This is a genomic window from Bradyrhizobium sp. DOA1, from assembly GCF_001593325.1.
Taxonomy (GTDB): Bacteria; Pseudomonadota; Alphaproteobacteria; order Rhizobiales; family Xanthobacteraceae; genus Bradyrhizobium.
This window is the reverse complement of sequence record NZ_JXJM01000001.1, coordinates 1,230,181-1,247,530: the sequence shown is the minus strand read 5'-3', so window position 1 is coordinate 1,247,530 and position 17,350 is coordinate 1,230,181. Positions and strand designations below refer to the sequence as shown.

12 protein-coding genes are annotated in these 17,350 nt (G+C 56.3%); 4 read left to right on the top strand and 8 right to left on the bottom strand.

The genetic code is table 11. The features are described 5' to 3' along the window. A partial coding sequence (locus tag SE91_RS36920; protein ID WP_061846899.1) for a cellulase family glycosylhydrolase occupies positions 1–1,476 on the bottom strand: 1,476 nt, incomplete at its 3' end. Between the two features lie 732 nt (positions 1,477–2,208). Between SE91_RS36920 and SE91_RS05805 the strand changes: the two genes are divergently transcribed. Both SE91_RS05805 and SE91_RS35070 read left to right on the top strand, forming a co-directional pair. After that, positions 2,209–3,594: an O-antigen ligase family protein gene (locus tag SE91_RS05805; protein WP_156489473.1), complete on the top strand. Its 1,386-nt coding sequence runs from the start codon at positions 2,209–2,211 to the stop codon at positions 3,592–3,594. Positions 3,595–4,007: 413 nt separating this feature from the next. Next, entirely contained in the window at positions 4,008–5,258 is a 1,251-nt protein-coding gene (locus tag SE91_RS35070; protein ID WP_197489427.1) for a cellulase family glycosylhydrolase, read from the top strand. An 82-nt stretch (positions 5,259–5,340) separates the two neighbouring features. Here the strand turns inward: SE91_RS35070 and SE91_RS05795 are convergent, their stop codons facing one another. Next, complete coding sequence (locus tag SE91_RS05795) at positions 5,341–6,882, bottom strand: polysaccharide biosynthesis protein (RefSeq protein WP_156489471.1); 1,542 nt, start codon at positions 6,880–6,882, stop codon at positions 5,341–5,343. Position 6,883: 1 nt separating this feature from the next. On the opposite strand from SE91_RS05795, the gene SE91_RS37485 reads away from it, so the two are divergent. Continuing rightward, the gene (locus SE91_RS37485) at positions 6,884–7,429 is read left to right on the top strand and encodes a hypothetical protein (protein ID WP_245318346.1); all 546 of its coding nucleotides are present in this window, start codon (positions 6,884–6,886) and stop codon (positions 7,427–7,429) included. Here the strand turns inward: SE91_RS37485 and SE91_RS05785 are convergent. The 4 genes from SE91_RS05785 to SE91_RS05770 all read right to left on the bottom strand — a co-directional run bounded on the left by SE91_RS05785 (position 7,415) and on the right by SE91_RS05770 (position 12,227). Next, complete coding sequence (locus SE91_RS05785) at positions 7,415–8,410, bottom strand: glycosyltransferase family 2 protein (RefSeq protein WP_061846894.1); 996 nt, start codon at positions 8,408–8,410, stop codon at positions 7,415–7,417. The genes SE91_RS37485 and SE91_RS05785 overlap by 15 nt on opposite strands. Continuing rightward, complete coding sequence (locus SE91_RS05780; protein WP_082813673.1) at positions 8,407–9,567, bottom strand: glycosyltransferase family 4 protein; 1,161 nt, start codon at positions 9,565–9,567, stop codon at positions 8,407–8,409. The genes SE91_RS05785 and SE91_RS05780 overlap by 4 nt, the downstream gene beginning before the upstream one ends. 94 nt (positions 9,568–9,661) lie before the next feature. Further along, positions 9,662–10,456: a WecB/TagA/CpsF family glycosyltransferase gene (locus tag SE91_RS05775; protein ID WP_061846892.1), complete on the bottom strand. Its 795-nt coding sequence runs from the start codon at positions 10,454–10,456 to the stop codon at positions 9,662–9,664. An 841-nt stretch (positions 10,457–11,297) separates the two neighbouring features. Beyond that, on the bottom strand, positions 11,298–12,227 hold the full coding sequence (locus SE91_RS05770) for an ABC transporter substrate-binding protein (protein ID WP_082813672.1): 930 nt from the start codon (positions 12,225–12,227) through the stop codon (positions 11,298–11,300). 465 nt (positions 12,228–12,692) lie between these two features. Between SE91_RS05770 and SE91_RS05765 the strand changes: the two genes are divergently transcribed. Further along, positions 12,693–14,057: an undecaprenyl-phosphate glucose phosphotransferase gene (locus tag SE91_RS05765; protein ID WP_061846890.1), complete on the top strand. Its 1,365-nt coding sequence runs from the start codon at positions 12,693–12,695 to the stop codon at positions 14,055–14,057. 119 nt (positions 14,058–14,176) lie between these two features. Here the strand turns inward: SE91_RS05765 and SE91_RS05760 are convergent, their stop codons facing one another. Next, the gene (locus SE91_RS05760; protein ID WP_156489470.1) at positions 14,177–14,902 is read right to left on the bottom strand and encodes a hypothetical protein; all 726 of its coding nucleotides are present in this window, start codon (positions 14,900–14,902) and stop codon (positions 14,177–14,179) included. Positions 14,903–14,930: 28 nt separating this feature from the next. Beyond that, entirely contained in the window at positions 14,931–17,174 is a 2,244-nt protein-coding gene (locus SE91_RS05755) for a polysaccharide biosynthesis tyrosine autokinase (protein ID WP_061846888.1), read from the bottom strand. Positions 17,175–17,350 lie beyond the last annotated feature (176 nt).

The window sequence follows — 17,350 nt, the reverse complement described above, 5'->3', positions numbered from 1 at the left end:
CAGCGCGCTGGTGACAAAACTCCAGGCGCCGTTCGCATTCGCGGTCGCGGTCCCGATATGCTTTGCCCCATCGAACACCTGGACCGTAGCGCCGGCCGCCGCTGTACCCGTCAGCGTGACGTGGTTGACATTGGTGATGCCATCGCCCGCCACTGCGCTGTCCGGCGAGAACGAAGCCACCGTTGGAGCCGAGGGTGCCACTGTATCCACGGTCACGGTCAAAGCCGCGGACGCCGCGCTGACATTGCCCGCTGCGTTCACCGCTTTGCTCGTGAAAGCATGGCTGCCATCGGCCAGCTTGCCGGTGGCGAAACTCCAGTCGCCGCTCGCATTCGCGATCGTAGTCCCGATCTGCTTCGCCCCATCGAACACCTGGACCGTGGCGCCAACGGCCGCCGTTCCCGTCAGCGTGACGTGGTTGACATTGGTGATACCGTCGCCGGCCACCGCGCTGTCCGGCGAGAACGAGGCCACTGTCGGAGCCGAATGCGCGAAAATGGCTTCCATCGTCGCCGCTCCCCATCCCTCCTTCGGATTGATGCTCATGGAATCTGCGACCGGCCACCACGAATTTTTCCCAGAAGGGTCGGCGTAGACGTAGTTCCACACAGTGCTGGACACGCCGGCGGCCTGCAATTGAGTGAGGGCACTGTTCAGGAGTACGGTCCAGTTTGAATCATTACCGGGAACGCCGAGCTCCCCCACAAATCCCTGGTAGTTATTGGCTGCCAGCCAATCCAGAAACGGTTGAAGATCTTCTGCTCCTAAACTCGAGGTCGCCCCTTGCTGCGCGTATGATTGCGCATATTGCCCACTCCCGTTGGCATCGAAATACTGATGTGCCTCGTAGATGATCTTATTGGCGGGATCACTGATGTGGAGGTTTGCGTTGTAGACCAGCCAGTTCTCAGCACTCGCCCATTGGTAACCCTCGACATAAATAGGCGTTTTCATGTCGGCTGTCCGGATAGCATCGACAGCCGCTTGGGCTGCTTCGGGCCAGATCGTCGAGTTCCCCATGTTGTAGGGCTCGTTCATGATGTCATATCCGGCCAGACCGGCATGTCCGCTCAATTGCCCAGCCAACAAGCTCCAGAAATCGGCAAATGCCGACACCGGAACCTCGGACGATCCTATCACCGAAGAACCTGCAGCGTTAGGAGCGACAATCCCGTAGTTGGCAGCAGCATCTGCTGCATAGTTAAGGTTGTATCTACCATAGTTATGAAGGTCGATAATCACCTTGATGTCGCGAGCCGCAGCTTCGCTCAGAACGGTCTCCAGGCCTGACAGGTAGGTGGGATCGAGGGGACCGTTCAACGTGGGCTGCATCCTCTCCCAGCTAATCGGCAAACGAATGAGCGAGACGCCTTGGCTCGCAAGATAATCGAGATCCCCAGCCCCTACGAAGGGCATCCATGAATACTCCGCGCCGCTGACGTTCACGCCTACGGTCGCTGCTGAGGTAGTCGTCATACTCGTCCCCCCGAGAATCTGCACTAAACAAAACGGCGCTAGAAACGTCGGGACTGATAGCTCACCGCATCATAAGATCTGACATTCGGAAGCACTTGGATTTTAATGAGTTCGCTAACTTCTCGAACCGCAGCAGCCTGAGCGCTCCGCCCCCGCGGTTCGCGCGCGAGTGCGGCGCGATCGCCGAACAATCCGGCAGCCGTTATGAAGGCCTCCAGCTTCCGGAAAGACCTGCGTTCGCCAGGAGAGCAGAGGCAAGTCATTAGCCGGCATATCCACGCCGGAGGACCGACGCAAAAGCGGCTTCCGTCTCGACGGATGCCGAAGCACGGACTAACCGCCATCCACGAACGCCCGGCCAACCGCACATCAACGATCGTCGACCGCGCTCTCGCTGACCAAGTCCGTCGATCTATCGTTGCTCCAGCTGCGCAAGACGGATTCCTCGCTGCCTAGATCGCCCCTCGGGAAAACTTTGGCAGGTTAAGCGTATCCCGATCGTTGCCCCCGGTACGCCCCGGGGTACACAGATTTCCGTGGCCGATTGGGGTCCAATGGGCTATCAATAAGCACGGTTGGCAATGCCGTCTCTCGATATAATGTCCTGCTCATCCCGACGTCCGCGCTCCTTACCCCTCATTGCTTAGGTAGGCGCCTCAAACGGGCAGGTAGCGTCTGTTTTGAACCATTCGGTGCCAATGTGTCGGTCGAGGCAATTTGGAGTTACAATACTTGCAGCAATCTCGGCACAAGCAGGAACTGTTTTTCGGTGCCAGCGGACCGTTCAGAGGCTCATTCTCGCTGAGGCTTGCGAACGCTCACGAGATCGGCCGCGCCGTTTTCTTTTTGGGCGGTTTCGTCGTTCTTACGGGCGCATTTACGCTACAAATTGCGGGCGTCGATCCCAGCCTTCCCAGACAATTCAGCGACGGCTCTATGCTGTCGCAGATCATCACGGCGACGATCTACCTCGTGTCGTTAATGCTGTTCGCACGGAGCTCGCAACCCTTCGTCACCGTCGTTCGCGCATGCCCGGTCTTTCTGCTCCCGGCAATGGCGTTCGCGTCCGCTCTATGGGCCCCAGATGCGGAGCTGACCATTAGGCGCTCGTTCGCGCTTCTTGGGACAATCCTCTTTGCCTTAGCTCTTGGCTCATCATACACGCTGAAGGACACGATAAGGTTCGTTCTAAGAGCACTTATCCTTGTGATGCTGCTAAGCATGATATGGGCCACTGCGTTTCCAGAAGCTGGCGTACATCAGGCCTCCGACGCGCTTGAGCCCATTCATGCCGGGCGGTGGCGCGGGGTGTTCTCGCACAAGAACAGCCTCGGAGCAGTTGCCGGATTTACCCTCGGCATGCTGGCCCTCTACGGGCGACTAGTCACAAAGTCTCCAATCCTTCGCGCTGCGGCCATTGGTGCCGCAACGATATGCCTTACGTTCGCCGGGTCGGGCACCGGATTTGTCACGGCCCTCAATCTGATCCTGATTGGCATATTGATGCAGTTGGTTATTAAAACACCACTGGACTTAAGATTAGCCGTGCTTTTGCTCTTCACGGCGATCGTCGCGCTCTTCTTTTCCTTTGCAGATAGCGCCGTAGCACTGGCCCTGGAGGCGTTAGGAAAATCTCCAGACCTTACAGGGCGAACCCTTTATTGGAACTATGTTCTCTCGTTCATGGGCCAGCATTGGCTTATGGGTTATGGTTACTTTTCCGGCTTTCTGTCGATTGGGGCAACCATCGCATCCATCACAAGCCTGGATCTCGGGAGCACCCACAATGGTTACCTGGACATCATAGTTTCGTTTGGGCTTGTCGGGCTGGTGGTCCTTATTTTCTATCTATGCTGGCTGATCTTCCAGGGGACACGATTATTGTTGGCGTCGAACGCCCCCAGTCTGGAAGCCACCTTCCCCATATGTGTGGTGTTCCATGCCATCCAGCTCAATGTGGTGGAAAGTGGCTTCCTCGCCGCCAACTCGCTCTGGCCTCTTCTAATGGCTTTGGCCGCCACCATGTTGGTTCGAGTGAACAACTATGCTGCAGGCAACGCCCCTCAGTACGGTCGCCATCGGAGGCGCAATCTGGGCCCTGTCAAGGTTCAGGCCTAGGCAGGATAAGCCGCTGAAGAAAACGCGCCGCACCCGTCGCGTGAGCTGATTGTGGGAGCTCCGCTGCTCGGCACAGTCGATCATCCCATCGAACCCCACTCTCGACCACAACCTTTGGCGCGTATTTCGTGATGGTAGCTGCTACTGAAGAAACACGAGCAATCAAGCTTCATGGACAAGTAGAACTCGGAGGCCACGTCAGAACCACCCAAATACTACGAGCGGCTCGGAATCGCTTATTGAGCACGTATGGTCGCAGATTCTTGCGCCACTGGTTGTACAAGCCCGGCTTACGGCTTCGGAAATGGCCCAACGATGCCTCGAAACGGCTTCCCTCAACCACCGTTGTCGGAGTTGGTATCTACCTCTGGATTTGCGGAACGCTGGGAGCGGCAGGACTGCAGAACAACACGTTGGCCTTTTCCGACAGCGGAAAAACTCTCGTCTGTTTGAACGTTTTTCAGCCTTTTGGCTACGGAAAGTCAATTGGCCCGTCTGGATCAGCGGTCTACACTGCTAGTCCGTTCGAAAATGGCGGCTCTGACACGCAAGTATTGCCGGATTCTAGATTGGAGCTGGCGAAGTCACTGGGCTTCGACTGTCTGCGGATGGTTGTGGACGTCGGAGCGCTAATGTCATCGGCGACCGAGCCTCAGCTTGATGCACTCGTCGAGCAAATACGAATCGGCATCTCACGAAGGATAAGAAGCGGGTTACGGGTAATAGTCGACGTACATCCGTTTCCTGTTGGTACTCATCCAGTCCCCGGCTTTGCGGACGTTGATCTGATTGATGGGCCAGATGGCCCACGCTTTCAACGCTTGATCCATGTTGTCCGCAAACTAGCGCAGGCAGTGCGCGATCATTTTTCGGCCGCTGAAGTCGCGGTTGAGCTCTTCAACGAACCTCCTCCCCCCGAGTCTTTCCGGATTCGACGAGCATGGAATGAGCAGATCGAATATTATTGGAGGCAGATCCGCGTCGTTTTGCCGAGCCACACCTTGATCGTCGCCGGCACAGGATTCGCGGGGCTAGACGGGCTGATCAGCGGCGAGCCCTCGGCCGGAGTTGTCAATCTGAGGCCCGAACAATTTGACGCCAACACGGGCTTTGCGATTCACCCATACGAATCCGCGACGTTCACGCACCAAGGCTTCCCTGGCTTCTTTTCCCATGTACGCGCACTTCCCTTTCCGGCTGGTGACGAGCCAGCGATGAGACGCGCCAAGGAGACGTTCCGAAACACCGTCATCGAGGATCCAAGCCTCTCGCTGCTGGAAAAATTCAAGCTGGTGCTCGGCTTCGTTTATCAGGGCTCCCACAGCTATAGTTTCGATAAGTATTCAACGGAATTCGGCAATGCGGAACTACTATTGAAACGACTCAACGTAGTGACAGCGTGGGCAGACAAGCATCATCTATCCCGAAGGCAGATAATGAATACAGAGTTCGGCGTGAATCATGATCAGAATGGGTGCTCTGGCAAGGCATCGGCCGTTAGCGCCTTCAATTTCATCCGAGCAGTACGCGACATATCTGACGCGAGCAAACTGGGCTTGATAACTATCCATCAGCTGCAAGGCGACTGCTTCGGGATAGCCTCATCCAGCCCGCCCTACGAGTTCGATCCCGACATAATCCACGCGCTGCGGCTTGGAAGATAGGCAGCAGACCGCCACTATAGGCTCGCCGAGAGATTCTTGTTCGCGCAGCTGATCTGTGCGTCGACTAGAGCGGCGGCGATCTTCATCTCGCCAAACGAGCTATTGACCTGGTCAGGACTCGCGGGGACGACGGAACGGCGAGCGCAAGGCACTCCAACTCTTCCTTGCGAAACGGGCGAGCGCCAAGGAGTGAGCCAAAAAAAACAAACAGACTGCTCACAGCCAAGGCCATTTGAAACTCTGGAAATGCTCTACGAACCAACAGAGCTATCACAATCACCACGCTCGCAGACAGACAGACCTGCAGTGAACGAACCGGATCGATCGCCCGCCATCCAACCGAATGGCGATTGTAGTGCATCACGATCGCAATGCGCACCATGCTTTCCAGAATAGGAATCAACAGGATTGCGACCATCCCCCATTTTTCGACTGTAAAATAGAGCGAGGCGGTGCCCAAGATGGATACCGGCCAGAGGACAAGAAACACCACATGCGTGAGCTGAAGACTCGCGACAAGTTCGCCGACGCGGTAGATCGTCTGGAGCAAGAGAACGAACATGATCGCGGGAAACAAATAATAGTACTGCCCGTACTCAGGTCGCGAGATGATCGCGATGAGCTGCTCTCCAGCAAGAACCGTTACGATTGAGAATGACGCAAAGCATATCAACTCGAACTTGAAGATGATGGCCACCAACGCGGCCATGAGATTGGGAGAGGTTGCGAACCTTGCGAATATCGGCTCAAGGCTTGGCAGGACCATCGGGCCGGGAAATGACCGCTGGATCGACACACACAGAGCTTGCGCGAACGAAAAAGCAGAGAACGCGACCACATCGAGCCCCCCCTTTGCCAGTATCCTTATGACGGATGGGCTGGTCATCAACCAACCAAGGTTCGATGCATAGACTGAAAGCGCGAAAACGGGGGCGCCCTGCACCGCGAGATGAGAAGGCTTTTTGTCGCGCTCGATGACGAGACGGGAAATTCGCGATCTGAGCCAAACCATTCTCGCCAATACGAAGACCGACGCCAAAGATGTGGTCATGGCCGATACAACAATGATTGTCACACCAGAGATCTTGTATTCCAAGCCGACCAAGCAAAGAACTGATGCACTTCGGGCGAGGACATCGAGTGTTCCTGCGATTGCTGTTGTGGCGTGCAGGACCCAGCTTTGCGCAAGCATTTCAAGGTCAGTCATAACAGCATAGCCAATGTACCAAATGCAAAAACTATACAGCGCAAGGGGACTTTCGTCCGGCAGCACACCTCCGCCCCCGTATACTGCCATCAAATACACTAGTGAGACCGCCACGGATATTGAGGCCACTCTCGCTATTGCTGCCTTCCGAAGTAGGATTCTCAGGCTCTCGAAATTTCCGTCGGCCGAATACGCCGGAACGTAGCGCAGCAGTGTGCGATCGATGCCAAGCGAAAAAACTCGCTCCATCGTCAATAGCAATGCGAGGAAAAACGCATAGGTTGCGTAGTCGTTCGGGCGCAAGGTCTTGACGACCAAGATCTGAAACGCGAAGCCCAGCACCAGGTTAGTGAGCTTGAATGAGTAGTGGATCTGAAGTGCGCGGCGGAAGTTTGGTACCGGGCGGGCAATATTCACGATGGCTTTTCCGAAGCTGATCGACGAAGTTGGTCGCCACGCGAGCACCAGGATTGTCGGCGGAGGGAGGAACTCACGATCATCGTCTGGTGGCCGTCGTGAGGGAGAGAGCCCGGACCTTTGTACCGTCGGGAATCCGCACGTCTCCAATGACTGTCGCGTAGCAGCCGAATTCAACATCGTCTCCTACGGACGGCACAGTATTGGAGCCCTCGCCTGCATTGCCGAGTGTGACGCCGTGCCGAAGGATGCACCGCGCACCAATTTTTACATCCGGGTGAATGCAAATGCAAAAGGGGTGGAATATCCGCAATCCCCACCCGATCTCGGTTCGCGCCAAGATGTCAATCTTGAACAGGAAGCAGGTCAGCTTGTAGAAGAGGTTGATAGCGAGATAGAGAATCTTTGTTCGATCAGAGTGAAAAGAATAGCTGGTCAAGCGGAAGATCAAAATGAAGATCTTCACGCGCAAGGAATTATTCGCCCCGATCTCCTTTCTCAAGTTGACCCAAAACATTCTCCGAGCGCCCCGTCAGGTGAATTTTAGAACCTCGATCCGCAACGGTTGGCGCGGAGGAACCCTCCTCCGGAGCAGACCAAAAAGCATGCCTAGCGCGAAGACTTGCCAGCCCAACAGCATGTAGATGCCGTTGGACAGTGACCGCTTGCGCATCGTTAAGATGGTTATGATGAACCCAAGAACGGCCAATGCACCGAGCACAACCAGCTTGCTCGAAAAATATAGCAACATCCCGCCAAACACGAGCCAGCAAGTCAGCACAGCGATCCAGAGACGGAACTCGCGAAGTGTTCTAGCCACGTGAACGAGATAGTTTCCGTCAAATGAGGCGCGCAGAAGCTCGCCGGTTGCGAAAACATATCCCATTCTCACTCGATGCCAAAGCAGCCGATAGGTGCTCATCGAGTGACCGTAGTGTTCGGCGGCATTCGCATCGAGCCGGACAAGCTTCCACCCCCGCAATCGAAGGCGAACGCCTAGATCGAACTCCTCATACCCATGAAGATTCCGATCCGTCAGATAGCCCAGTTCGTCGATGGCCTTTCGCCGATAAAGTCCTCCTCCCGCCAAGCGATCGACGTCTCCCAAAGGACTTAACTGGGCAAGTTTTTGGGCCCTGTTCTGAAACTCCAGGTTCTTCGTCGACATCTCGCTGATGCGTCCTCCCACTCCGGCGACGTCGCTGTGCGCAGTGAGATAGTCAAGCGCCTTCCGCAAGAACGTTGCATCGAGAACCATGTCTCCGTCCATGAGATAGAGGAATTCGCCTTTCGCATAAAGGTAACCAGCCTGCGCGCCTGCCCCACAGCGGCGCTCATTCACGTCCCTGATTTCAAGAATCGATATCGGATATTTCGATGCGATTTTGACCGTATTGTCGACTGAAGCGCTGTCCACGAGCAGCACTTCCCCCTGCAAGCCGTTCAAGCCTGCCAATGCGCTTTCGATTGCAGCTGCAATATGAGCTTCCTCATTGTACGCCTTAATGATCACGCTGACGCTGGTCATGAACGGACTTCACCCAATCCCATGGAGGTACGCGAATCGAATCTCGGTGTCGCTGCCAAATCCGCCCAGATCTCAGCGAGCGTGCTTACGTAGGTCGTGATTTCATATTTTGTTGAATGATCCCTTCGTGCAGCCTCTCCGAACGAGGCGCGCATCGTTGGACTTTCGATCAATTGGTCGATCGCGGCAACGAGCGCTTCAACATCTCCGACCGGAACGAGAATGCCATTCCTTCCCGATTGAACGACTTCCGGGATGGCACCAACGGGAGTTGAAATAACTGGAACTCCGTGGGCAAAGGCCTCGAGGATGACCATCGGCAGATTCTCTGCAAACGTCGGAAGAACAAGGACATCGGTTCTTGAGAGCAATTCGGCGGTGTCGTCCGGCCCGAGCCAGCCGGGCACGGCGACTCGGTCTTTGAGGCCAATTTCAGCAATGCGAGAGCGCGCTTCGTTGACGCCTCCATCCCCCGCGATTGTGGCAACCCAGCCCGGCTTCGAGGAAAGCTGGCTAAGAGCCTCGATCAGTTGAGGCGTCCCCTTGCGTTCGCCGAGTTGTCCCAACGAAGTTATTCGGACGCGCGAGTCCGTCGGCGGCATTCGAACATGCGATGCAGCCCTTGTCGCATTAGGCAGAATGACAATTCTGTCCGCAGCGTCAGGTACTCTGCTCTTGACCGTTTCCGCCCAATAACTGCCCAGCACGATTATCTTTCGGCTATGCCGAAACAGATTGTCGATTGCGGTCGCTAATCTTCGGGGAGCGGCACCCCAGAATTCATCAAACACTGCCCCGTGCAGATGCACAACATAGGGAATTCCCAACATGCGAGCAGCCGCGCCTAATGTCGCCTTGCGATAGCTGCTTCCCCAGTCCGACAAATTAATGTGCAACAGATCTATCTTCCCGGTGACACGGCGCAGGATGAGTTTGATGAGCGCAAAGAAGAATACGAACTGGGCTGCGAAAAGTCCGCGTTGACCGCGAGTTACCAGCCGCTCCGCAACGACTGTCGTATCCGACGTTGTACCGAGTGTCTCGAAGATCGCGTCGTTCAATCGATCAATACCACCGCGACCGTTGAGTCCAAGAGGGGTCGCGACAAGGACACGAACTTCGCCTGAGTGCGATCTCTTTTCAGCAGAGAGCTTCATTTTCAACGCCTCTTGGTATCGAACTCGGACATCGCGCTAGTAGGGCCCGGATGGCAGCCGACACGCCTGCTCTTCCATGCCATCTGGTGAAAAGCTATCCAGTTCTCTGCTTGCCCGCCAAAAGCAATTCTCCGAGGGCCTTAACGACAAACATCGGCGCGAGTACAAGATACCTTCGCCAGAGACGACGCGGGTCGCTCATCAGTCGGTGCAGCCACTCAAGTCCGTTATTCCTCATCCAGGCTGGAGCTCTTTTGACCGCTCCAGAATGGAAGTCGAAAGCGGCTCCGACACCGATAAACACTCCGCGGTCTAGCGTCGCCACAGCTTTCGCGATCCAGTACTCCTGTTTAGGACTGGAGATGCCGACCCAAATTACGTCCGGATTGCGTGCGCGAATTTCTTCTATGTCGTCTCGGCACGCCTTGAGCAGGTCAAAATCCGGACCAATATCCAGCATCGGAGGAGAACTGATGCCCGCGACCCTCAGCCCCGGATATCTCCGAGTGAGGTTATCAGCCATTCTTTGGGCGACGCCGGGCTTTCCGCCATAGAAGAAGTGACTTTGCCCCGATGACAATGAGAACTTGCAGACTTCCTCCACGAGGTCGGCACCCGGCACGCGACCGATCTTGTTTCCATGGCCCTTCATTTGCGCGACCCAGACCAGGGGCGTCCCGTCAGCGACGACAAGATCAGCGGTTTGATGCAGATCGCTGAGCTCCGATTGTCTCAGCGCCAACATGAGACTGGGGACGTCGCGCACGAACACCGAGTAAGCTTTACTGCCGTCGAGCGCCCAAGCTGAAACTTGCCTGGCAGCTTGGACCAAATTTACGAGGCTTACAGGAATGCCAAGTACGTTCGTGCGAATGATGGGGTTTTCCATAAGAGATCGGGGAATGAACCTAGGTTGAAAATGCAGCCCGAGTGATTACCCATTTCTGCAAATGGATATCCGAAGCGCTCCATCGAGCGGCATCAAGGCTTGGGATGATAAGTGCGGGCGGGTAGACGCGCGAAGGCTCGCACCCGGCGAGCTCACTTCTTTAAATCGTAAAACCAAACAAGTTCATTTAGTGTCCCTTGCAAATAAATTGTCTATGTGAATCGTCGAAGAATCACTGCCACAATGTTGCTCGGCGGACGAGCCCTGTCACATTCTAATGTTGTTAATAGTGAACGCGCTCGGACGTGGACGGCGCGAGGTCCGGGATGGGGTCAAGCTGCTCCAGCACTTAGGTCGCCCAACTCGTGATCTAGATTATGATCAATAGGCGCGGCGCAGAATGGGATCTCTGGGGGTAGCGCAGACGCGATCCCAGTACCAACCATACGGAGTTTCAACGCGAACCAGAGGGCAATGGCGCGAAGGCACGTACCGATAAGGATAGGGCTGGGCCCAAAAGGTAATTGGCGCTGTCTGGCTCTCACCGATGAGCAAGGCCCGGTTCGTTGGTACTTGCATGGCGCTCGCGCTGCTGGCAGCGAAGCCGGATGCGGCCAACGCCAAAAGTCCTAACCGCGCAAAGGTCCTCAACATTCGGAAAAGCTCCCTGCCCCTCAGGTAGTCTGGCGTCAATCACCATCTCTAGCCGGGCAACCCGGACCAGCGATCAACAAGACCGGCACCCCAAAAACTTGCGAGACGCTATCAATTCATGGCGCGCCAAGCAACTGATGCAGCTATTGGAACTTGGGTTTGGGGCGATACAGATCGGACCTGTGACTTATTTGACCGCCCGTACCCCGCTCCAGGCCCCCGGGCCGGCAAGGTTGGGCGATCGGCGGTAGACATCCCGCAGGAGCTGGTAGCTAACTGCCTGGGAAATCGGCACGGTCTCCTCCCCTAATTTCGCAAAGATGAGGGCGTCGCGCAGCATTTTCCAGCGACTTTCGTCGTACTCGGCTATACGGCCGGCCGCTGGTACGATCAGGACTCGCTGCTGCTGGAGTTCAAGCCTTACGCGGTCGGCGCTAAGCCCTGCCGGATCAAAGCCGACTAGAGCGGGTACGCTACGTGAATAGTCGTCGTAAACGAGCTGCCAGCCCTTGATCAGGCCCTCAAGGACCTGCCCCATGGTAGATGGGCGATCCTGAAGCAAAGCTGAACTGGCAAAATAGACCAATCCGGGCGCGTGAATTCCATAATCCTGAGGTTTGATGATCTTCAGGCGCGCAAAATCAGGATCAGACGGCGTAAACTCCTGACCGACCTCGGCAATGACAGCGTCCACGGCGCCGGAGCGCAATGCGTCGAAGCCGTCTTGGTAAGGTACTTTCACGATCTGACTGCGCGGAAGGCCAAGTTGAGCCATCAGGACATCGAAGAGCACCTCGCCCTCGCTGCCCCTGCGGTAGCCTATGCGCTTGCCGACCAAATCGGCCGGGTTTCGCGGGCCGGAGCTCTCCCAGGTGAAGATAGCAGAAGACGTGTCGAGCCGACTTGCCGCGAAAGCGGTGACGGGAATGCCACGCCAGGCACCCAGCAGGAACTTCTGGCCGGTGGTGACCCCAATCGCGTGCTCGCGCGCGACCGTCGCGACAAAGTCGGGATCGTCCGGCTTGGCACGGAGCACCACGTTCGAAGGAAACAATCCGTCCTTGTCTGCGATCATCTCGCCGGCGAATCGACCTCCGAACAAGCCGTCGAGCAGCATCGCCGTTTTCGGGAGCGCTTCGCGCCGCTCGGCGACAGGCCATTGTCCGGGTTGCAGCGCTCGGACAAGTGCCCCGAAAACAGCTAGCGCGGCGAAAGCGGCCAGCCCGATCCACAGGTACCGGCGCCGGTGCCCGGACCTTCGCCGCGATCGTGTTCGAACCACAGAAATCCCCAGGAAAATGCGTCAGTTATTCTTAACGTGCGGCACGACGGTGACGATGGTAGAGTCACATCTTGCAAATCGTTGTTTCAGTTACAACTTTGCTTATATTGCGTGTCAATTGCATACTGAATATTATCCTAAGTTGTGGATTTCATTGCAATGTCAGTTACTTCCTTCCGCTCAAAGTTTTCGGGCTCAATCGCGAACAGCAGCGCAGAAACTCAGATTTCGGAACGCTCCGCAGCCGCTTCTAGCTGGTCGAGTCCAACTTGGCTGCGTCCGGAGATTATCGAGCGGCTCATGGCTGCAGCCGACGGGCTTCTCATCGTCACCTGCGGGATACTCTGCGCGGTAACATACCACCTTCTTTCCTGGTCAGCGATCAGCAAGGTCGATGTCTACGCCGCGGCGAGCTTATTGGTTGCGATCCATTTCAGCCTCATGGTCACAATCCAGCAGGGCTATCGTCTGACCAGCATGACAAACCTGCGGCGGCAATGCCGAATAGTCGCGACGACTTGGACTGGTGTGTTCGCAGCTCTGTTTGCGATCGCCTTCACGATGAAGGTAAGCGATGAGTTTTCGCGAGGCGCCATTCTATCGTTTTACGTCAACGGCCTTACAACGTTGCTCGTCTGGAAGATGATCGCGTCACGATGGATCACGCATGCGTTGCGCCAGGGTGCGTTTGCCAACAGCCGAATCGTCGTCATTGCCGAGATGGGTCTTCCGGACTCGTCCGCCGCAATGGTGGAGCTCTGCCAACACTACCGTGTGATGCGCACGCTGGAGGTTGGTGCCAACCTGCTGACCTCACCGCTTTTGATGTCGCGGGTGGGCCCTTGCATCGACGAGTTGATCGTCTACGCGCGGAAGAATCAGGTCGAGCACGTATTCCTGCTGATGAGCTGGGGTCACCAGCACGCAATCGACCGCGTCTTGGACGCGCTAAAGATACTACCCGTTCCTGTACATCTGGTCCCTGATGCGAACGTCTCGCGCTTTTTGAGCTCACCTCTGATCAGCGCAGGCAGCACATGGACCGCCGAGCTCAGACGCGCGCCCTTGAGCTGGAAAGAGCGGGCCATCAAACGCACGCTTGATCTCGTAGGCGCCTCGTTTGCCCTGATCATCTTTGCCCCCGTGATGTTGCTCGCGGCTATCATGGTCAAGGCGAGCTCGCGCGGGCCAGTGCTCTTCCGCCAAACGCGCAACGGCTTCAACGGAAGCGCCTTTCGGATCTTCAAATTTCGTACCATGCGCGTTCAAGAGGACGGCCCGACGATCGTGCAGGCGAGCAAGAGCGACCCGCGAGTGACCAGCATCGGCAGATGGCTGCGCAAGACCTCGATCGACGAACTACCTCAGATCTTCAACGTATTGCTCGGAGATATGTCGCTGGTCGGCCCCCGCCCCCACGCCGCCGCTCACAATCTTGAGTACGAGCAGATCATCAGCCAATACGCCTTTCGCCATCACGTGAAGCCGGGCATCACAGGTTGGGCGCAAGTGAATGGTTACCGTGGAGAGACAAGCGCGCTCGAATTGATGGAGAAACGGGTGGAGCATGATCTCTGGTACATCAACAACTGGAGCTTACCGCTCGACCTCTTCATTCTGCTGCGGACCATCGTTGTCACGTTCGGACGACCCTCGGCCTACTGAGGCCGACTTCACAATGTGGGGCCGGTGCAGCCTCGATTTTGGCTGGCGCGTGCAGGACTTGAACTGTCATTGGTCGCCCGGTTGGCGAAGACCGCAACAGGACCCACGGATCTCCACGATCATTGCCATGGCCGAGCATCGATCTCCACGCCAGGCACGCTCGCCTTCAGACCATTGCGGCGTAGTTTTTTAGCGAAGCTTTCGAGCGAAACCCTGTTTACCCGGTCTAGAGAGCTTAGAAGACGTGCCCGCTCGGCCAAATTCACGCTCTCGAAATTCGTCACGGCCTCTTCGACAAAATTGCTGTCAATCAATGCAGCGAACTCGGAAACAACTTTATCCATGGTTGTCTCTGCCAAGATCGGAAAGACCGCAAGCCCCACTCTGTTGCGCCTTAGCGCGATCCAGCCCTCGAAAGGCGCGATGATATAGGACTGATCAAGATATCTGATCTTATGAGAATCAAGACCGTCGCGGCTAATCGCCGTTGAGTAAAGCATTAACCAAAGAAAAGAATCTGTTGGGTTCACGGAAAGCGAAAACTCAATCTTCTCTTCGGCGGTTTTCACCTCCCGGTCCACCTCGTCAGGGGGCTTTTTCCCTGTGGCTTCCTCAGCCGCACGTAGTAGAATAAGGGCTTCTCCGCGCACGGACTCGCTTTGCTCGACCTTCAACTTTGGCCGATCCGCAACCTGTGCTGCCATCTTGCTGATGGCACCCGGCTTCAATCGATCATCCGACAGTATGCGCGCGCTTACGTCGCGGACTGCCGCAGCAGACCGTATTGATGGCAGGGCAAGATAGTACCAAAGAATACTGGCAAAACCGAGCAACAGCAGAGGCACGCGCGCCAGCCTCGCTTCGTAATTGCTCCTAATCCGTGTATCCATAACGGCCGTAGTACTTGTCGTAGCGGCCATAGTGGGATTCGTACCGCGCGAGCACATTGATATCCGCCTTGTTCAGCACAACCCCGAGCAGCTTCTCTTGAATTACGGGTGCACCGCGTAGATTGTGCATGATGACGTCAATGTTCGTCTTGGCCCACTCAATAACGTATACGTAGGAATCGACGTACGATGCAGTGACGCGCACATCAACCACAGGCGCCATCGGCGGCATGTCCAGCACTACATAGTCAAACTTCGAGCGTAACAGCGCAACCAGGTCGCGCATTGCCTTGGAAGCGAGGATCTCGTTGGTGTGCAGAAGCTTTGAGGTAACGCCGGCGGGGAGAACGGAAAGCCGCGTTTCGGGATCTACTATCAAGGCATCCTCTAGCCGCACTTTTTGCGCCACGACGTCTACGAGACCGCACTTCGCGTCCGGCACGAGCGAGCGAGACAGCGAGGGATTGCGCAGATCGGAGTCGACCAAAATCACGCGCGAGCCCCCATGCGCCATCAACTGTGCCAAATTGGTCGATAGCGTGCTCTTGCCTTCGTCCGGCAGTGTGGACGTGATCGCCAGCACGCGATTCTCGCGCACGATCGAGTTCAGGTCCACGGCCACTTTGAGGGACCGCACGGCCTCCGCGAAACGGGATAGCGGATTTTCGACAACATAGCGCAACAGATTCGGCTGCAAATCCTTTTTGCTGAATTTGCCAGAGAGTGTTGACTGCCCAGCTTCATCGCCCAATGCGGGCAAAATAGCGATGCAATTCGCGCCGAGCGAAGCCTCCACCTGGCCTGCGGTCCGGAACACCTTATCCGTAAGCTCGCGCGCGATCGCGGCGCCAAGACTGAGGATCAAGCCTCCAAGCAGTGCCGCAGCCAGAACGATCAACGTTTTGGGCGAACTCTTCACCAGCGGGGTCGTTGCTGCGCTGATGACGCGCGCCTCCGTGATCGGGAATGATTGCTGCTGCACGCTCTCCATGTAGCGCTGCAGGAAATTGTCGTACATAGCCTGGTACGACTGAGCATTGCTTTCCAATTCGCGCAATTGAATCTGCGCTTGATTGGTAAGCTGCGATTCCGACACGAGACTGTTGAGGCTGGATTTGATGGCATCCTCACGGGTGAGCGCGATATCGTAGTCGCTCTTGTAGGATTCTTGGATGCGCTTGAGCTCGTCTGTGATGTTCCTTTTAATCTCCGCCATTTGCTTGCGGAGATTGACCGCGGCAAGGTGATCCGAACCATACTTGGCGGACCAGATTGCCTCCTTAGAAGCCATGTCGACATACTGGCCCCTGAGCTTGACAATGGTCTCGTTCCTCAGGGCGTCGGCCACGGAAGCGTCCGGAATCTCTTGCTTCAGCATGTCGTTCATGCGATCGAGCCGCGCCTTGGCTTCGGCGGTTGCCGTATGTGCAGAGATGAGCTGGGTGTTGACCTCCGTCAGCTGCTGCTGGTTCATCAAGCCCTTGCCCGTATCGACAATGTTGTTGGCGGTCTTGAAGTCAACAACGGCCCTCTGAGCGGTCGAGGCTTGGGTGCGCAGCTCCCTGATGCGGTCCTGTAACCAGACGCTGGCACGGCGCGTTGCCTGATATTTTGCCTCCAGCTGGTCGACGATGTAGGCATCCGCGATTGCATTGGCGATCCTCGCGGCCTTCTGCGGATCGTGAGAAGTGAAGCCGATCTCCATCACGTAGGACAGACCAACGCGCTTCACGGTCCGGTTGCTCGCAAAGCGCTGCAGCGCTCCACGCGTCAACTCGTACTCCGATGCAACATGGCTGCCGGAAAAGAGCCCAGATATCGAACCGATGATTGCACCAAGAAGCCCACCATTGCCGCCGGCGAACTCGGGATCGTCAATCAGATGCAGATCGCGAATGACGGTGAGGCTGATATTTTCAGACTTAAGGATCTCGACCTGTGTCTCGACCGTAGCAGAGTCGACAGCGACATCTCCGAACGCCGACTGCGACTGAAATAGCTGCACCTTGCGGGTATCGATGACTATCGACGCGGTGGAGCTGTACCGCGGAGCAGCCGTGAAAAGATAGAGCAGCGCCACGATCAGGCAGCTCAGGATAATCGTCAGTATGGTCGGGAGCTGACGCCTCACCATTCCGACCAGTGTGCTCAGCGTCTGGGGCGACGGATCCTCGGCGTCACCAATCGCACGGTTGAACTCGGAAGACGGCTTATTTAGCTGCAGCATGGGTCAGATTCCAAAGCCAATCCTTGCCGACTCCGGATCGTCTGTCGGCAAAAGTCTTGCTGTAAGCCAGGGCGTTAGGTCTGCGACATCGAGCGCAAATTGGCTCTAACATGCCACCACCTGCAAAATGAACCCGGTGGATCACGGGATCGCCGCAAGACGAGAAAAAGAAACGG